This is a genomic window from Gymnodinialimonas ulvae, assembly GCF_037543845.1.
In the GTDB taxonomy this organism is placed as follows: Bacteria; Pseudomonadota; Alphaproteobacteria; order Rhodobacterales; family Rhodobacteraceae; genus Gymnodinialimonas; species Gymnodinialimonas ulvae.
The window spans coordinates 45,868-63,492 of the sequence record NZ_JBBIFX010000003.1; the positions used below are offsets into that span (position 1 = coordinate 45,868).

At 64.3% G+C, this 17,625-nt stretch carries 17 protein-coding genes; 7 read left to right on the forward strand and 10 right to left on the reverse strand.

Annotated elements, in window-relative coordinates:
* Positions 1–24: 24 nt before the first annotated feature.
* The 4 genes from V8J83_RS14040 to V8J83_RS14055 all read right to left on the reverse strand — a co-directional run bounded on the left by V8J83_RS14040 (position 25) and on the right by V8J83_RS14055 (position 3,876).
* Positions 25–1,077, reverse strand: coding sequence for a HesA/MoeB/ThiF family protein (locus V8J83_RS14040; protein WP_339987054.1), 1,053 nt, complete (start codon positions 1,075–1,077; stop codon positions 25–27).
* Positions 1,077–1,544, reverse strand: coding sequence for a dUTP diphosphatase (gene dut, locus V8J83_RS14045; protein ID WP_339987055.1), 468 nt, complete (start codon positions 1,542–1,544; stop codon positions 1,077–1,079). Before dut ends, V8J83_RS14040 begins: the two co-directional genes overlap by 1 nt.
* A gap of 27 nt (positions 1,545–1,571) precedes the next feature.
* On the reverse strand, positions 1,572–2,774 hold the full coding sequence (coaBC, locus tag V8J83_RS14050; RefSeq protein ID WP_339987056.1) for a bifunctional phosphopantothenoylcysteine decarboxylase/phosphopantothenate--cysteine ligase CoaBC: 1,203 nt from the start codon (positions 2,772–2,774) through the stop codon (positions 1,572–1,574).
* Positions 2,775–2,994: 220 nt separating this feature from the next.
* Positions 2,995–3,876 (reverse strand): RNA polymerase factor sigma-32, encoded by an 882-nt coding sequence (locus tag V8J83_RS14055; RefSeq protein WP_339987057.1) that lies wholly within the window; start codon positions 3,874–3,876, stop codon positions 2,995–2,997.
* 104 nt (positions 3,877–3,980) lie between these two features.
* On the opposite strand from V8J83_RS14055, the gene cobU reads away from it, so the two are divergent.
* Genes cobU through V8J83_RS14075 form a run of 4 tightly spaced genes read left to right on the forward strand, consistent with a single transcriptional unit; the run spans position 3,981 to position 7,433 of the window.
* The gene (gene cobU / locus V8J83_RS14060; RefSeq protein ID WP_339987058.1) at positions 3,981–4,532 is read left to right on the forward strand and encodes a bifunctional adenosylcobinamide kinase/adenosylcobinamide-phosphate guanylyltransferase; all 552 of its coding nucleotides are present in this window, start codon (positions 3,981–3,983) and stop codon (positions 4,530–4,532) included.
* Entirely contained in the window at positions 4,529–5,104 is a 576-nt protein-coding gene (locus tag V8J83_RS14065; protein WP_339987059.1) for a histidine phosphatase family protein, read from the forward strand. Before cobU ends, V8J83_RS14065 begins: the two co-directional genes overlap by 4 nt.
* A gap of 58 nt (positions 5,105–5,162) precedes the next feature.
* Positions 5,163–5,846, forward strand: coding sequence for a glutathione S-transferase (locus V8J83_RS14070; protein ID WP_339987060.1), 684 nt, complete (start codon positions 5,163–5,165; stop codon positions 5,844–5,846).
* A 45-nt stretch (positions 5,847–5,891) separates the two neighbouring features.
* Positions 5,892–7,433 carry a YifB family Mg chelatase-like AAA ATPase gene (locus tag V8J83_RS14075; RefSeq protein WP_339987061.1) on the forward strand — a complete coding sequence of 514 codons (1,542 nt, stop codon included), beginning with the start codon at positions 5,892–5,894 and terminating at the stop codon, positions 7,431–7,433.
* Here the strand turns inward: V8J83_RS14075 and V8J83_RS14080 are convergent.
* From V8J83_RS14080 to rsmI, 4 genes are all read right to left on the reverse strand, one after another.
* On the reverse strand, positions 7,410–8,318 hold the full coding sequence (locus V8J83_RS14080) for an alpha/beta hydrolase (RefSeq protein ID WP_339987062.1): 909 nt from the start codon (positions 8,316–8,318) through the stop codon (positions 7,410–7,412). The genes V8J83_RS14075 and V8J83_RS14080 overlap by 24 nt on opposite strands.
* The gene (gshB, locus tag V8J83_RS14085; RefSeq protein WP_339987063.1) at positions 8,315–9,256 is read right to left on the reverse strand and encodes a glutathione synthase; all 942 of its coding nucleotides are present in this window, start codon (positions 9,254–9,256) and stop codon (positions 8,315–8,317) included. Before gshB ends, V8J83_RS14080 begins: the two co-directional genes overlap by 4 nt.
* 66 nt (positions 9,257–9,322) lie before the next feature.
* Entirely contained in the window at positions 9,323–9,676 is a 354-nt protein-coding gene (locus V8J83_RS14090; RefSeq protein ID WP_339987675.1) for a YraN family protein, read from the reverse strand.
* Positions 9,673–10,530 carry a 16S rRNA (cytidine(1402)-2'-O)-methyltransferase gene (gene rsmI, locus V8J83_RS14095; protein ID WP_339987064.1) on the reverse strand — a complete coding sequence of 286 codons (858 nt, stop codon included), beginning with the start codon at positions 10,528–10,530 and terminating at the stop codon, positions 9,673–9,675. Before rsmI ends, V8J83_RS14090 begins: the two co-directional genes overlap by 4 nt.
* 193 nt (positions 10,531–10,723) lie before the next feature.
* Between rsmI and V8J83_RS14100 the strand changes: the two genes are divergently transcribed.
* From V8J83_RS14100 to murJ, 3 genes are read left to right on the forward strand one after another with little or no spacing between them, the layout of a single operon-like run.
* Positions 10,724–11,893: a penicillin-binding protein activator gene (locus V8J83_RS14100; protein WP_339987065.1), complete on the forward strand. Its 1,170-nt coding sequence runs from the start codon at positions 10,724–10,726 to the stop codon at positions 11,891–11,893.
* Positions 11,853–14,684 carry a [protein-PII] uridylyltransferase gene (locus tag V8J83_RS14105; protein ID WP_439649792.1) on the forward strand — a complete coding sequence of 944 codons (2,832 nt, stop codon included), beginning with the start codon at positions 11,853–11,855 and terminating at the stop codon, positions 14,682–14,684. The genes V8J83_RS14100 and V8J83_RS14105 overlap by 41 nt, the downstream gene beginning before the upstream one ends.
* 4 nt (positions 14,685–14,688) lie before the next feature.
* Complete coding sequence (gene murJ / locus V8J83_RS14110) at positions 14,689–16,275, forward strand: murein biosynthesis integral membrane protein MurJ (protein WP_339987066.1); 1,587 nt, start codon at positions 14,689–14,691, stop codon at positions 16,273–16,275.
* A gap of 69 nt (positions 16,276–16,344) precedes the next feature.
* Here the strand turns inward: murJ and V8J83_RS14115 are convergent, their stop codons facing one another.
* Positions 16,345–16,764, reverse strand: a complete 420-nt coding sequence (locus tag V8J83_RS14115; RefSeq protein ID WP_339987067.1) for a hypothetical protein — start codon at positions 16,762–16,764, stop codon at positions 16,345–16,347.
* 93 nt (positions 16,765–16,857) lie between these two features.
* Complete coding sequence (locus V8J83_RS14120; protein WP_339987068.1) at positions 16,858–17,541, reverse strand: rhomboid family intramembrane serine protease; 684 nt, start codon at positions 17,539–17,541, stop codon at positions 16,858–16,860.
* Positions 17,542–17,625 lie beyond the last annotated feature (84 nt).

Here is a 17,625-nt window from a genome sequence, read left to right on the forward strand (position 1 = left end):
CGCAGGCGCACAAGGCCTGCCCGATCAAAGCCCGCCGCAAACCGTGCAATCGGCGCGGCGTTGCGCGCGCAGGATGCGTGTCTCGGCATGCAGTGCATCGTAAATCAGCATCCGCCCCCGCAAGCCGTCCCCGGCGCCCGTGATCTCCTTGATCGCCTCGAGTGCCATTATCGACCCGACAACGCCGGGAAGCGCCCCAATCACGCCGGTCTCGGCACAGGTCGCGGCCAAGTCCGGCGCGGGTGCGGTCGGGAAAACGCACGCCATGCAAGGCGCGCCGCCTGCGGGATCATAAAGCGTCACCTGCCCTTCCCAGGCCGAAATCGCGCCTGCGATCACCGGGCGCCCGGCGGCAACGGCGGCGCGGTTGACCTCGGCACGCACGACAAAGCTGTCCGTGCCATCGAGGATCAGATCGTATTCCGCAAACAACGTTTCGGCGACATCCGCCGTCAGCGCTCGATGGTAGGGGCGCAGCTCGACATGGGGGTTCAACGCACCCACCGCGACCTCGGCGGAGAAGACCTTGGGCATTCCGGTGCGCGCGTCACTGTGGATGATCTGACGTTGCAGGTTCGACAGGCTGACCTCGTCATGGTCGATCACCCCGATCCGCCCGACGCCCGCTGCCGCAAGATAAAGCAACGCGGGCGATCCCAACCCGCCCGCGCCCACCACCAGTACCTTGGCGTTCTTGAGCGCAAGCTGACCACCGCCGCCGATATCGGGCAACGTGATGTGGCGCGCGTAGCGTTCCAGCTCGACATCCCGAAACGGACCTTCGCTCGCTCCGGTGATCGCATCGCGCGCGGCCTCAACCTCTTCGGCGCGACCCCGGACACGGCCAAGCAGCATGCGATAGGCCAGAACGACCGCGACAAAGCCGCCGAACAGAAGCCACATCGCCGCAGCCCCCCCCGTCGCCTCGCGCAACGGGTGACCAGTGGGCAACGCAATCTGCACCCCAAGCACAGCAACATAAAGCAGACCCACCATGTAAAGGCGCGCCTGCACCGGCGTTTTCATGACATGGCCGATGCCCCACAGCACCGCCGCAAGAAACAGGACAAACAGCATCAGCCTGCCCCCGTGGATCCAAACCCACCAGCGCCCCGCGCGGTATCGGACAAGGCCGGCACGACGCGGTATTCGGCCAACACGACCGGCGCGATCACGGCCTGCGCAATCCGCGCGCCATGGGTGACCTCAAAGGCCGCATCTCCGAGGTTGATCAGGATCACCCCCAACGGTCCGCGATAGTCGCTGTCGATGGTGCCGGGCGCATTGGCCAGCGTCACGCCATGTTTCAACGCAAGGCCCGAACGGGGGCGGATCTGCATCTCGAAGCCCTCTGGGATCGCCACGCGCAGACCGGTTGGCACAAGCGCCCGCATGCCCGGCCCAAGCGTCAGCCCGCCGCGATCACCGGGCGCAAAATTTGCCCGCAGATCGGCCCCAGCCGCGCCTGCCGTCGCGTATTCGGGCAACGCCACGCCGGCATCCGCCCAGTCCTCTCGAACCACTTCGATTTCAGGCACCCGCATCCCCCGCAGTCCCCTGCAGCCCCTTGTTCAATCGGCCAAAGCCTCCGCGATCCGCTGCGCCAAACGACGCGCGACCTCGCCCTTGGGCAACCTAGGCCATTCCTCCGCCGCGTCCTGCGAAATCAGGACGACCCGGTTCTCGGAGCCGCCCATGATGCCGGTCTCGGGCGACACATCATTGGCCACGATCCAATCACAGCCCTTGCGCGCGCGTTTGGCGGTCGCATTGGCCACCACGTCGTCTGTCTCGGCCGCAAAGCCCACGACCAGTCGCGGACGCCCCGCCGTGCGCTGCGCCACAGTCGCCAAGATGTCCGGATTCTCGGCAAACTCCAACGCCGGAGCATTGCCCGAGCCGTCCTTCTTCATCTTCGATCCGCTGGCATTCTCCACCCGCCAATCCGCCACCGCCGCCGCAAATACCGCCGCATCCGCCGAAGCCACGGCCGTGTCGACCGCCGCGGCCATTTCCGCCGCCGTTTCCACCCGCACGACGCCCACGCCCGCCGGGGGCGGTACGCTGGCCGGGCCTGTTATGAACGTCACCCGTGCCCCCAGATCCCGCAACGCAGCCGCCAAAGCCGTGCCCTGCGCGCCAGAGGATCGGTTGGCGATGTATCGGACCGGATCAATGGGTTCATGGGTCGGGCCCGAGGTCACAAGAACATGCTTGCCCTGCAACGGACCGCCGCCCAAGGCCGCACCAACGGCGGCGACGATCTCGGGCACCTCGCTCATTCGACCCGGGCCAAACTCGCCACAGGCCATGTCGCCCTCATCGGGGCCGACCACACTTATGCCGTCGCCCTGCAGGATCGCCAGATTGCGCTGGGTTGCGGCATGCTCCCACATCCGCACATTCATTGCAGGCGCGATCAGCACGCGCTTGTCGGTCGCCATCAACAAGGTTGAGGCCAGATCATTCGCGTGGCCCTGCGCCATCTTCGCCATCAGATCCGCCGTGGCGGGGGCAACCACAACCAGATCGGCGGCGCGTGACAATTCGATATGGCCCATCTCGGCCTCATCGGTCAGGTCAAACAGATCGCGGTATACTTTCTGCGCCGCAAGCGCCGAGGCCGACAGAGGCGTCACGAATTCCTCGGCCGCCTTGGTCAGAACCGGCGTAACACACGCGCCTTGCTCACGCAGCCGCCGGATCAAGTCGAGCGATTTGAACGCCGCTATCCCACCGCCAATGATCAGGAGAATTCGCTTGTTGGCCAGCATGCTACGCCCTTTCGCCGTCGCGAGACACGTTAGGCGCGCAGGCGCGGGGCTTCAATCGGAATAACCGAACGGCGAAGAGGCGCCCGTGTTTCCGGGCGCCCCAAGGATAATCAGGGAAGGATCACCAGCAAGGACGCATCCAGCGGATTGGCCGTTGGCGGCGACACGAACAGCGTCATCACGAATAGACCGGCCAGAAGCATCAGCGGGGCGTAAAGAGCTACACGGCGAAGAATGACCGAACCTCCTTCGACTGCGCTTCAAGCGTCTTGCGCATCTTGCCAAAGGCCGCCGCCTCAAGCTGCCGCACGCGTTCCTTCGACAAGCCCAACTCGTTGCCAAGGCTCTCAAGGGTGCGTGGGTTTTCGCGAAGCTTCCGCTCGCGCACGATGAAACGCTCGCGTTCGTTGAGGGCATTCATCGACGCGATCAGCCACTCGCGCAATTGCGCGCGATCGTGGTCGGCTTCGACAATTTCTTCGGCCTGTTCGCTGGTGTCTTCCAGCGCGTCAATCCATTCGCGGCCCTCGTCATCGACCGATTGCGTGGCATTGAGCGAATAATCAGACCCCGCAAGACGCCCTTCCATCATCTCAACGTCGTGCAACGGAACACCGACTTCGGTGGCGATCATCTGGCGCAGCTGATGCTTGTCGAGCGTCTCGCCCACCTGCATTGCTTCGCGCTCGAGGCGGGCCTGAACCCGGCGCATGTTAAAGAACAACGACTTCTGCGACGATGTCGACCCGGTGCGCACCATCGACCAGTTGCGCATCACGTAATCCTGAATCGACGCCTTGATCCACCACACCGCATAGGTCGAAAACCGTACGCCACGATCGGGATCAAACTTGTCCGCCGCCTTCATCAGACCCAAACCCGCTTCCTGGATCAGGTCGTTCATCGGCGCGCCGTAGCGCTTGAATTTCGCCGCCATCGAGATGGCCAGCCGCATATATGCCGTCACCAAACGGTGCAGGCTTTCCTCGCAACGTTCATCGCGCCACGCATATGCCAGCCGCAGCTCGGTCTCCGCATCCAGCAGCTCCGCTTTCATTGCGCGCCGCGAAAGCGACTGGTCTGATCCCATGTCAAATGCCATAACGACCCCCCGGTTTTGTTCACCTAACGAACCGCCTGTTTCGGCGGCTTTCAAAAAGGTTTACGCAGGTAAGAACCGTTCGGATCAAATTTCGGGACATTAAATTGCGTCTGCCCCCTCTCACCCTTGTTCTCGGTGGCGCTTCAAGCGGCAAATCCGTCTTTGCCGAACGCATGGTGCATCAATCCGGTCTCGCAAAAGTCTACATCGCGACGGCCGAAATGCTCGACGGTGAGATGTCCGAGAAAATCGTGGCACACAAGGATCGCCGCATGGGTCAGGGGTGGCGCACCATCGAGGCCCCGCACGACACCGCCAACGCCCTGATGCAGATCGAAAGCGGCGAGGTCGTGCTGCTGGATTGCGTGACGTTCTGGCTCACCAACCTGATGATCGACGATGGCGATTGGCAGGAAGAGCTTGAGCACCTGATCGACGTGCTGATCCAGATGCGGGCGCCCGTCGTGCTGGTGTCCAACGATGTGTCCGGCGGCATTACCCCTGCCAACACGCTGGCGCGTACGTTTCAAAGGGTGCAGGGCGCAGTGAACCAAAGCCTCGCCACTGAATGCGATCTGGTGGTCTACATCCGCGCCGGTCTGCCGCAGGTGTTGAAGGGGCAGCCGGACCTCGACCCGGTGGATGATCCGTGGTGAGCCGCCTGATCTGGGTCCGCCACGGCCCGACCCATCAGACAACCTTCACAGGTTGGCGCGACGTACCCGCCGATCTGTCGGATACCGCGGCCATCGCACGGCTTGGCCGGTGGTTGCCCGCGGACACGCCCATCGTCTCGTCCGATCTGAAACGCGCCGTTACAACCGCTGATGCCATCGCAAGCGGTCGTCGCAGATTGCCCCATGCTCCGGACCTGCGGGAGTTTGATTTCGGCGATTGGGACGGGCTGCATTTCTCGGAGGTGGCTGCCAAACATCCCGACCTCAGCCGAGCGTTTTGGGAGGAACCGGGCGATATCGCCCCCCCGGGCGGCGAAAGCTGGAACGCGGTAACCGCGCGGGTTGGCGCGTCGGTCGACGCCTTGCGTGACCGTCACGATGGCGACCTCATCCTTGTGGCGCATTTCGGTGTCATCCTGTGCCACATGGCCCTGCTGACCGGCATGACGCCCTATGAGGCGCTCGGCCACCGGATCGAACCGCTCTCAGTCACGGTGCTGGAGCAAACCGCAACCGGCTGGCGGGCCGAACGGATCAATCACAGCGCATGATGAACGCCATCAAACCGTTTGGTTTGACCTTCTGCGCAAACAACGCCTGTATGCACCGATGACATATTCTCTTTTGATCGGGCAGAAGTCCTATTCCAGTTGGTCGATGCGAGCCTGGCTCTCGTTTGCGCCCTTCGACATTGCGGTAACGTTGCACATGGCCGAAATCTACGGCGACACGTTCCGCGATACCGTCGCGACCTTTGGCGGCCATCGCACAGTGCCCGCCGTGCGCACCCCTGATGGCGGCTTGCTGACCGACAGTATCGCGATTGCATGGCACGTGGCCGAAGCGTTCCCCGATCGCGGGGTGCTGCCCACTGATCCCGTCCTTCGGGCCGAGGCGCAAAGCATCATCGCCGAGATGCATTCGGGCTTTGTCGATCTGCGCGCCAATTGTCAGGTCAACTTGCGCAATGCCTGGGCGGGGTTTCAGCCCTCCGATGCGGTGCTTGCCGATTGTGCCCGCGCCGAAGAGATATGGGCAAAGGCACTCGGCAGGTCCGGTGGGCCGTTCCTCTACGGTGATTTCACGCTCGCGGATGCCTTCTACGCCCCGGTGGCCACACGCTTTCTGACCTATGGCCTTCCCATGACCGACGTGTCTTTGGCCTACGCCAAAGCCATCACGACCCATCCAGCGTTTCTCGATTGGCGCGCCGACGGCCTGAAAGAGACCAAGGAAATCGGGCGCTACGACAAGGCCCCGTTGCAGCGAATCCCGTTTCCGACCTTCTCTTAAGGTTCATTAACACTTCGCTAACCATGATCCGGCTAGGACTGGGTCATGTTTGATCAACCCTCGCCAGAAGCGCTTGCACTCACCCATACCGTCGCCTTCGAAGGGTTGGACGCCCGCCGGGTGGAAGTGCAATGCGCCGTGACCTCGGGCCTGCCCGGCTTTGCCATCGTCGGCCTGCCCGACAAAGCCGTCAGCGAAGCGCGCGAACGGGTGAAGACCGCGCTGCAGACCATGGCCATCGCGCTGCCGTCGCGCCGCATAACCGTCAACCTCTCGCCCGCCGACCTGCCCAAGGAAGGCTCCCATTTCGACCTGCCCATCGCATTGGCCCTTCTGGCGGCCCTCGGCATCGTCCCGAAAGAACGCGTCGAGGCCGCGATGTCGCTTGGGGAAATGTCGCTCGACGGACGTCTCGTTCCGGTGCTCGGCGCCCTGCCGACCGCGCTAGCAGCCGGCGAAGACGGACGCAGTCTTTATTGCCCCGCGGGCTGTGGGGCCGAAGCCGCCTGGGTCGGGGCCACCCCTGTGGTCGCCGCGACCTCCCTGGCCGAGCTTATCGCCCATCTGACCGACCGCGCGCCGCTGGAACCGGCCCGACCCGGCGAGGTCACATCCGACACGGGGCCGCGATGCCTGTCCGAAGTGCGCGGGCAGGAGCGCGCCAAGCGGGCCATGGAAATCGCCGCCGCGGGACGTCACCATTTGCTGATGATCGGCTCGCCCGGATCGGGCAAATCCATGCTCGCCGCACGGCTTCCCGGCATCCTGCCGCCGCTCTCCGCGCCCGAGGCGTTGGATACCTCGATGATCCACTCGCTTGCCGGGCTTCTGACCGAAGGCGGCATTTCCCGCACCCGTCCCTACCGCGCGCCCCACCACACTGCATCCATGGCCGCCATCGTCGGCGGCGGGCGCGGCGCCAAACCCGGCGAGATCAGCCTCGCCCATAACGGCGTGCTGTTTCTGGACGAATTTCCGGAATACCCAAGGCAGGTGCTCGAAACCCTGCGCCAACCGATTGAAACCGGCGATGTGGTCGTCGCCCGCGCCAATGCCCACGTCACCTACCCCTGTCGGTTTCTTCTGATTGCCGCCGCCAATCCGTGCCGCTGCGGCCATCTCTATGATGCCAATCAGGCCTGCAACCGCGCGCCCGTTTGCGGGCAGGATTACATGGGCAAAATCTCCGGCCCGCTGATGGACCGCTTCGATTTGCGCCTCGAAGTGCCGCCTGTCGCCTATTCCGACCTCGACCTTCCCGCCTCGGGCGAAACCAGCGCCGTGATCGCTGAACGTGTGGCGCAGGCCCGAACGGTGCAGGCCGAGCGTTTCGCGTCAATCGGGGCTGATGCCATCGTCAACGCCGATGCCGAGGGCGCGCTTCTGGACCAGATCGCAACGCCTGATGGGGCAGGCAAAGAGATGCTGCTGAAAGCCGCCGATCAATTCCACCTGACCGCGCGCGGCTATCACCGGGTCTTGCGGCTGGCACGCACCATTGCCGATCTCGAAGGCGTGAATACGATCGGTACACCACATATCGCCGAGGCCATCGGCTACCGGCTAATCGCCGCGCGAGACGGATAGCTGTGCCTTGATGAACTGCGCAGCCTTCTCGATAGCGTCGCGTGCCTCGGGCAGGGCCTCTCCGAACACATGCCACGCATGTGGCGCATGCGCCCAATCCTGCACCACGACCTGACCACCCGCTGCGCGCAAGACATCGGCCATGCGCAAAGCGTCGTCACGCACGATTTCCGTCTTTGCATATTGAATGAGCGTGGGCACCGGATCCTTGAACCGTGCAAACAGCGGCGACAGGCGCGGGTCGGACAAGTCGGTCCCGGGTGCGGTGGCAAAGCCGATCAGATCGGGCAGGCGCTCAGCGGGCAAAAGCGGATCGCGCCGGGCATTCTCGACCATCGACGCACCCGACCCGGTCAGGTCGGTCCAGGGGCACAACGCCACGCAAGCCGCCGGACGCACCCCCTCCGCCCCCAACTCCGCCATCAACGACAATGCCATGCCGCCTCCGGCGCTGTCGCCGGCCAACACAATGTCCTCCGGGCGCGTTCCGTTCGCGATCAACCGGTCCCACATGGCCCGCGCATCTTCCTGCGCCGCGGGCAACATATGCTCCGGCCCAAGCCGATAATCGGGCGCGACCACGCGGCAGCCACTCCGGCGCACCAAAGCCCGGATCAACGCGCGGTGCGAAACGGGCGAGCCCGCGATGAACCCACCGCCATGGAAATACAGAATTGTGCCCTGCGCGCCCGGTTCCGGTTCACATGATGCAAACGGCGGGGCGCCGGGCTCAGCCCGTTCGCGAAGCCCCTTGGCGCGGCCACCAAACGCGCGACCAACGTAATCGAAATCGTTGCGCTGGCTGCCGGGCCTTTTGACATGGCGCATCCGGGTCTTGCCAAGGACGCGGCACATGACGTTCAAAACGCTCAGCCGCAGGCTCATGCCTTGGCGACACGGCGCTCCACCGCGTCCCAGATTTTCTCAGCGATGTTGACGCCGTCGAAGCGTTCCAGCTCCTGAATGCCGGTGGGCGAGGTCACGTTGATCTCGGTCAGCCAGCCGCCGATCACATCGATGCCCACGAACACCTGTCCCATCTCTCTCAGACGGGGCCCGATGATCGCGCAAATCTCGCGCTCGCGCTCGGTCAACGCCGTCGCTTCCGGCCGGCCGCCAACGTGCATGTTCGACCGCGTCTCGCCCTGCGCGGGAACCCGGTTGATGCCTCCGACGGGCTCTCCATCGACAAGGATCACGCGCTTGTCGCCCGCTGCGACATCGGGGAGGAACTTCTGCATGATCAACGGCTCGCGATTGATACCGGTGAACAGCTCATGCAGCGAGTTGAGGTTGCGATCTTCCGGCGTCAAGCGAAACACCCCCGCCCCGCCATTTCCATAAAGCGGCTTCAGGATCACGTCGCCATGATCTTCCTTGAAGGCCTTCAGCATCTCGATGTCGCGGGCAATCATCGTCGGCGGCGTCAGGTCCGGATAGTCGAGGACCAGCAACTTCTCAGGCGAGTTGCGGACCCAGAACGGATCGTTGATCACAAGTGTCGTGCCCTTCAACCGGTCCAGAAGATGCGTCGTGGTGATATAGCCCATGTCAAACGGCGGATCCTGCCGGAGCCAGATCGCGTCGACCTCTGCCAGATCGACAATCCCGGCCTCTTCCGCCTGCACGTGATCCCCTTGCACGCGCTGCACCCGGATCCGACGGGCGCGGGCCAGTACACGGTTCTCGCGGTAGAACAAATCATCGGGCGTATAGACCAGGAGGTCATGCCCACGCGCTTGCGCCTCTTCGGCCAACCGAAAGGACGAATCCGCCGCGATATCGACCGCTTCGATCGGGTCCATCTGGAACGCCACCAACATGCCTGCCCCTCCGCATTGCCATCACGCCTCTAATTGGCGTGCGGCGTGGGTCAGTGCAATGGGGGATCACTGCATGAACGCATTCTGCACGATATCAATCCGCCCCTGCCCATCGACCAACGCCACATCGAAGCGCATCGGCGTCAGACTGCCTTTCGGAAAGCCCCCAAGGCAGTCCTCCGCACTGTGCAATAAGCGTTCGACTTGACGCTTCGACAGGCTTTCCGCCGCGCGGGCATGGGTGCGGGATTGCTTGACTTCGACGAAAATCGCCTGACCGTCGCGTTCCATGACAAGGTCGATCTCCCCACCCGCACCGCGCCACCGGCGGGCGACCAGAATATGACCATGGTCCAGATAGAGCCGCATCACCTGTTCCTCGGCGGCCTTGCCCGCAAGATAGGCCCGCTGCCCCCTCAGCCGTCGTGTTTCAGCTTCAGCCCCAGTTGATAGAGATCCCGCCGCGACAGGTTGAGGATTTCGGCCACCTGTGCCGCGGCCTGTTTCAGCGGCATCTCCTTCATTGCATCGCGCAACATCGCCTCGATTTCCGCCTCCGACGCGACAGGGCCCGTTCCGCGGGCGATCACCAGAACGATTTCGCCTTTCACCGGGTGCTGCGCCAGGCGGTCGCGGACCTGCCCACTGGGGCCGCGCAGCACTTCCTCGAAGCGTTTGGTCAATTCCCGGCACAGCGCCACCTCCCGATCTTCGCCCAACACTTCGCACAATTCACCTAATGTTCGGTGAACGCGTTTGGGGCTTTCGTAAACGATCGTGGTCGCCTGCGCCGCATCCAACTCAGCCATCCATTTGCGGCGCGCGCCCGCCTGCGCTGGTGGAAATCCGGCAAACAGGAACCGATCTGACGCAAGGCCCGAGACGCTCAACGCCGCCAGAGCCGCCGATGCGCCAGGCGCGGAATAGACCGCGATGCCCGCCTCGATTGCGGCCCGCCCAAGCTGATACCCCGGATCCGCCACCAAGGGCGTCCCGGCCTCGGACACGTAGGCCATCGACGTCGTCCCATCCAGAAGCTTCAAAAGCCCCACGCGCGCCGATGCGGTGGAATGGTCGTGGTAGGCCAGCACCTTGCGCCCCCCAAGCGGGACCCCATGGATCTCCATCAACCGCCGGGCCGTGCGGGTGTCTTCCGCTGCGATCACATCCACCGCCCACAGCACATCAAGCGCCCGCAGGGTGATATCGCGCGCCGAGCCGATCGGCGTGGCCACGAAATGCAATCCCGGTTGCACTTTTCCCCCTGCTGTCATCGGCACACCTGCGCCATAACCACACCATAACGCGCCAAGGCGCTTGCTTTGCGGGGGTCGGATGGTCCATCTGCAACGCGCCGGGCCCCATCGAGGGGGTCGGATCGTTTACTTGATCGGGCATAGGCCGTAGCGTGCATGCGCGGGCTCCCGCAAAAAGAAGTCAAAACGCCTCGAGGGAGGGCATCGTCCAATGGTTTCCGGTTTCGCAAAGCTTCGCAACCCGTTGCGCATCATCGGCGCGCTTCTTCTGACGCTTGTCCTGACCGCGTGTCAGATCGGCGGCGGCCCCGTCGGGCTCGGCACCGGCCCCCGCGTGAGTGGCCAGACCGTCGAAGTCGCGATGCTTTTGCCGATGTCCGGTGGCGGAGGAGACGCGGTTCTGTCGCGCAGCCTTGAAAATGCGGCCCGCCTTGCCGCCGCCGACGTTGCAGGAAGCGCCACGATCAACATCACCGTCTACGACACCGCCGGAAACGCCTCGACCGCCGCAAGCCGCGCTCAAGAGGCCGTCAGCAACGGCGCCGATGTCATCGTGGGCCCCTTGCGTTCGGACGCCGCCGCCGCCGTGGGCGTGGCCGTGGCCAACTCCAACGTGGCGGTGCTCAGCTTCTCCAACAACACCGAAATCGCGGGCGGAAATGTGCTGGTGTTGGGCTACACCTTCGCCAATACCGCCAATCGCATCGTTGGCTATGCGGCACGTCAGGGCCGAAGCAGCATCGTGCTGGTCCACGCCAACAACCTGGCCGGGGAAGTGGCGCGCGACGCGGTCCGCACCGCCGCGGCACGCAACGGCGCCCGCATTGCCGCGACCATTCCCTACGAGTTCAGCCAGGTCGGCGTCGTCAACGTCGTCCCGCAAGTCACCGCTGCCGCGAATGCAGGGGCCAACGCCGTGCTTCTGACCTCCGACAGCGCGGGCGCCTTGCCGCTCTTTGCGCAACTTCTGCCGGAAAACGGGCTCAACACCTCCGCCGTGCAGATGATGGGCCTGACGCGCTGGGATATCCCGCCCGCCACGCTGGAATTCTCCGGTCTGCAGGGGGGCTGGTTCACCATGCCTGACACCAACGCCGCCGCGAACTTCAACGGTCGCTACGCCGCCAGCTACGGCGGCGCGCCTCACGCGCTTGGGGGGCTTGGCTATGATGCCATCCAGGCCGTCGCACAAACCGCCGGGAACGGACGCCTTGGCGCAAGTGATTTCGCCAGCGCCGGACAGTTCAACGGCGCCGGTGGTGCGTTCCGCTTTCTCAACGATGGCACCAATCAGCGCGCCCTCTCCGTGGCCCAAATCGTGAACCAACAGGTGAGTGTCATTGACCCCGCCCCAAGACGCCTTGGCGGTGCCGGTTTCTGACCGGCCGCGCAACCCGACCCTTTCAGAAGCGTCCGAGCCCGGCACCCTCCTCCTGCCCGGTTCGGATATCGTTGACCGCGCCGCAATGACGGCGCGGATCGACGCCGCCTGCCAGGCCGCCGACGATGCGGCCGCCATTCGCGCCGCCACCGTGGCCGAACTGATGGCCGAGCAAACCGCGAGCCGTGCGCGCATCGCCGAGGCGATTGAGGCCACGCCCTTGGCCGCTCGACGTGCCACACGCTCCTACGCCCACCTGACCGATGTGCTGGTGTCAGAGGTTCTGCGCGTCACCCAAACCTACCTTCACCCCACCGGCGTTCCGACCGAAAGCGAGCGGATGAGCGTTGTGGCCGTGGGCGGCTACGGGCGGGGCGAGATGGCACCCTTTTCCGATGTCGATCTGCTGTTCCTGACCCCTTGGAAAGTTACGCCGCAGATCGAAAGCATCATCGAAAGCGCGCTTTATATGCTGTGGGACCTGCGCCTGAAGGTCGGTCACGCCAGCCGGACCGAAAAGGAATGCCTGCGCCTCGGGCGGCAGGATTACACGATCCGCACCACGCTTCTGGAAATGCGCCATATCTACGGCGACGAGGCGCTGAGCGCGGGCCTTGCCGAAACGATGCGCAATCAGCTTTTCGCCAATACCACCGGCGAATTCATCGAGGCCAAACTCGAAGAACGCACCAACCGTCACAAGCGGCAGGGCGGCCAACGCTACATGTTGGAGCCCAACGTCAAGGAGGGCAAAGGCGGGCTGCGCGACCTACAGACGCTCTATTGGATCGCCAAATACGAACACGGCGTCCGGCGCGCCGCCGAGCTGGTGAAATCCCGCGTCTTCCGGCCCGAAGAATTCGCTGCCTTCGACGCCGCGGAGCGGTTTCTTTGGGCCGTGCGCTGCCATCTGCACCTGATCGCGGGCCGGGGGCAGGACATGCTCAGCTTCGACATGCAGGTCGAGGTGGCCGAACGGCTTGGCTATGCCGACCATTCCGGGCGCCGCGGCGTCGAGCATTTCATGCAGGATTACTTCCGCCACGCCACCAAGGTGGGCGAGCTGACCCGCATCTTCCTCAGCGGGCTGGAATCGCGCCACGTCAAACAGGCCCCGGCGATCTTCGGATTTCTGCGCGGCGTGAACCGGCGCAAACGCCTCAAACCCGGCTATGCGGTCAATCAGAACCGGCTGACCATCGAACGCCCCGCGCAGTTTTTCAGGGACAAGCTCAACATCCTGCGCCTATTCGAAGAAGGCCTGCGCACCGGCTACCTGATCCACCCAGACGCGATGCGCGAGGTTTCTGCCCGGCTTGACCTGATCGACGATGACATGCGCCGCGACAAGGAAGCCAACCGGATCTTCCTCGACCTGATGCTGAAACACGGCAATCCAGAACGGGGGCTGCGGCGCATGAACGAGCTTGGGGTTCTGGCGGCCTTCATGCCCGAATTCGCCCCCATCGTCGCGATGATGCAGTTCAACATGTATCACAGCTACACCGTCGATGAGCATACGATACAGGTCGTCTCGACGCTGGCTCAGATCGAGCGCGAAGAACTCCTCGAAGAGCTGCCGCTTGTCTCCGGCATCCTCAAGCGCGGCGTGAACCGCAAGGTCCTCTTTGTCGCCTGCCTGCTGCACGACATCGGCAAGGGCCGCAAAGAGGATCACTCGATCCTCGGCGCCCGCATGACCCGCACGATCTGTCCGCGCCTCGGCCTGAAACCCGCCGAATGCGAGACCGTCGAATGGCTCGTGCGCTATCACCTGCTGATGTCCGACATGGCACAGAAACGCGACATCGCCGACCCGCGCACCGTGCGTGACTTCGCAAAAGCCGTGAAAACCCGCGAGCGGCTGGACCTGCTGACCGTGCTGACGGTCTGCGACATCCGCGGCGTGGGGCCGAACACCTGGAACAACTGGAAGGCGACGCTTCTGCGCGGGCTGCACCGCACCACCGCCGCCGCCCTGGAAACCGGGCTCGAAGATCTCAACCGCGGCCAACTTGAGGGCGAGGCGAAAAAGGCCCTGCGCGCAGCCCTCGCCGATTGGCCGAAACCGGACATCAAGACCGAGGTCGACCGCCATTACGGCCCGTATTGGCAGGGGCTGGACCTCGCCACGCAAGTCACCTTCGCGGGCATGCTGCGCGATCTCGACAACGATGAAATCCGCATCGACACCAAGCAGGACGAAGACCGCGACGCCACCCGCGTCTGCTTTGCTCTGGCCGATCATCCGGGCATCTTCTGCCGCCTTGCGGGCGCGCTGTCACTGGTGGGGGCCAATGTCGTGGATGCGCGCACCTATACGTCCAAGGATGGCTATGCCACCGCCGTCTTCTGGGTGCAGGATCACGATGGCCACCCCTATGAAAAGGCCCGCCTGCCGCGGCTGACCGGCATGATCCAGAAGACGTTGAAGGGCGAGGTTCTGGCCTCCGAGGCGATGGAACGCCGCGACAAGATCAAGAAACGCGAACGCCCCTTCGACGTGCCCACAACCATCACCTTCGACAACGAAGGCTCCGAGATCTACACCATCATCGAGGTCGACACCCGCGACCGCCCCGGCCTTCTGTATGACCTGACCAAGACGCTCGCCGCCGCCAATATCTACATCGCCTCCGCCGTCATCGCGACCTACGGGGTGCAGGTGGTCGATACCTTCTACGTCAAGGACATGTTCGGCCTGAAACTTCATTCCGAACCCAAACGCGCCGCGCTGGAAAAGAAACTGCGCACCGCCATCGCCCGCGTCGCCGAACGGGCGGGGGCCTGACGCCTTGGCCGCAGCCCGCCCGATCCGCCTGCTGACCGGGTTTTTCACCGTCGGCTTCTGGACCCTGGCCAGCCGCATCCTGGGCTTTGTCCGCGATATCATGCTGGCGGCGTTTCTGGGCACCGGCCCGGTGAACGAGGCGTTCCTCGTCGCCTTTTCCCTGCCCAACCTGTTCCGACGCTTCTTTGCAGAGGGCGCGTTCAACACCGCCTTTGTGCCGCTCTTCGCCAAGAAGGTCGAAGGCGGCGAAGATGCGCAACGCTTCGCGCAAGATGCCTTCTCCGGCCTCGCCACGATCCTGATCGGCCTGACCCTTGTGGCGCTGGCCGCGATGCCCTGGCTGGTGCTGGCCATGGCGGGCGGGTTCGCCGTCGATGATCGGCTCGAGCTGGCCACGGATTACGGTCGCATCACCTTTGTCTATGTCCTCTTCATCTCCGTTGCGGCGCTGTGTTCGGGGGCGCTGAACGCGCTGGGGCGCTTTGCCGCCGCAGCCGCCGCGCCGATCCTGCTCAACGTGGTCCTGATCGCGGCGCTGGTCGGTGCCGCCCTGCTGCAGCCCGATGGCAAGATGACCTCGCTGGTCTACCCCGAAGCGCGCTTCGGCACCGCGCTGGCGTGGGGCGTGCCGATCGCAGGCATCGCGCAGCTTGCCCTGGTTTGGGTTGCCGCCCACCGCGCGGGCATCACGCTTCGCCTCCGCCTGCCGCGCCTGACGCCCGACATGAAGAAACTCGCCATCATCGCCCTGCCCGCCATGCTGGCCGGTGGCGTGGTGCAGGTGAACCTGCTGGTCGGCCGCCAGGTGGCCAGCTTTTTCGACGGTGCGATCCCGTGGCTCTATTACGCCGACCGGCTCTACCAGCTGCCCCTTGGCATGGTCGGCATCGCCATCGGGATCGTCCTTTTGCCCGACCTCTCGCGCCGCCTGCGGGCGGGCGATGCGGTGGGCGGGCGTCACTCGCTGTCCCGCTCCGCCGAGATCTCCATGGTCCTGACCGTGCCCGCCGCTGTGGCCCTTGCGGTTATGCCGGTGCCGCTGGTCTCGGTGATGTTCGAGCGCGGCGCCTTTACCTCCGATGACACCGCCGCCACTGCTCTGGCCCTGACGGTCTATGCATTGGGCCTGCCGGCCTTCGTACTGCAAAAGGTGCTGCAACCACTTTATTTCGCGCGCGAAGACACCCGCACGCCGTTCCGCTTTGCGTTGGTTGCGATGGTGGTCAACGCTGTGGTCGCCATCGGCCTCGCGATGGCCATCGGCTTTCTGGGCGCGGCAATCGGCACCACGGTGGCGGCCTGGATCATGGTCCTGCTGCTGTCGAAAGGTCGCCGCGGGATGGGCGAGGTCGCGCAATTCGACGCGCGGTTCCGCAGCCGCATCTGGCGCATCTGCGCCGCCGCGTTGGCCATGGGGGTGGTGATCCTCGGCACCGAGATTGTGCTGGGGCCGTTCTTTGGCGCGCCGGGCCTGCGCTACTTTGCGCTGGCCCTCCTGATCGCCATCGGCTTGGTCAGCTATTACGCCTTCGCCCGCCTCTTCGGCGCGTTCAGCATCGCCGACATCCGCGGCGCCATGCGCCGCAGCTGAACGGGCGGACCGGATTTCGCAAAACCCCGGGAAAACGCCTGTGTTCCGACCCGCCCGGGCCGCAGCCGATCAAAGCGGGGACAACCGACCCACGTAGTAGATCACACCGCCATTCTCGCGCGGGAAGTTCAACTGCACCTGATCGCCGTTGAACAGGACCCGGAGGCATTGCTCATCCTCGACCGCGATCAGCGTATTGCCCTGAAGCATCGCCACTTCGGTGCAGATCTGCCGCCCGCGAACGCGCCAGATCGCCCAATTCTCATCGTCGCCGAACATGAAGCGCGCAACATTGCCCGCACGGAATTCCACCCGCATCGAGAAGTCCGATGGCGCATTGGGGTCGCGGTATTCATTGACGGTCAGCAACTGGTTGGTGAACGCGGCCAGAATCTCGTCCCGGGTCTGTGCCTGCGTCGGCGCGGCCAGTGTCAAACCCATCGTGCCAGCCCAGAGGGCGCAGAGGCCAACCTTCAAAAATCGCTTCATAATTGGATCCTTACGTGTATTTCGCAATGGTTGAGATGGCCCACGAGTATGGCCAAACTACGGCGCGCCATCACCTGCGCACGCCGCGTGTTGCTATCTTTGCCGCATCCGCCGCAACAGACGCGCCCACCCGCCGGGACTGACCACGAACGACAGGGCCAGACCCGTGGCAAAGCCCGTGAAATCCGCCACAACGGTTCCGAATTCCCCGTTGATCAGCGCAAACAACAGCTGGATCGCCAACAGCGCCCCGATCAACCCGAAGGCCCGCATCTGTCCCGATCCCTGCGCCTCCGCGCGCATCAGCATCAGGAACGTGAACGCCCCGATCAGCCCGTAGACCCCGGGATAGCCGCCCACCAACGGAAACGGGCTGTCCATGAACACCACAAATCCCAAAGCGCCCATCACCGCCGACACCCAAAACACCGCCAGAAACGCCAGCGTCGAATAGACCTCCGCCACCATCTTGCCCAACGCCAGGATGAACACGACCACGAACGCTGCATGCACAAAGCCGCCGTGGATCAACGGATAGGTCACGAACCGCAGCAGCTGCTCCGGCGGATAGATCCCGTTGCTCAGCATCCAGGTCCACACCTGATCCAGGACCGCGTAATCCTCCATCGCCACCAGGCGCCAGCCGACGCCGCCCTGCCCGCCCAAAAGCCCGGCGGTGGCGGCCTGGAACATCAACTCCAGCCCGAAAATGACAACCGCCAGCGCCACCACAACCGGCGGCAAGGCGTTGAACGGCGATACGTTGTGATCTTCCACGGTTACAGACCTTCGGTTGACGGCTCTTCCCCCCGTGGGTAAGCCCTCCGGCGGCTCTTGGCCAGTGGGGCCAAAGGCATTGAG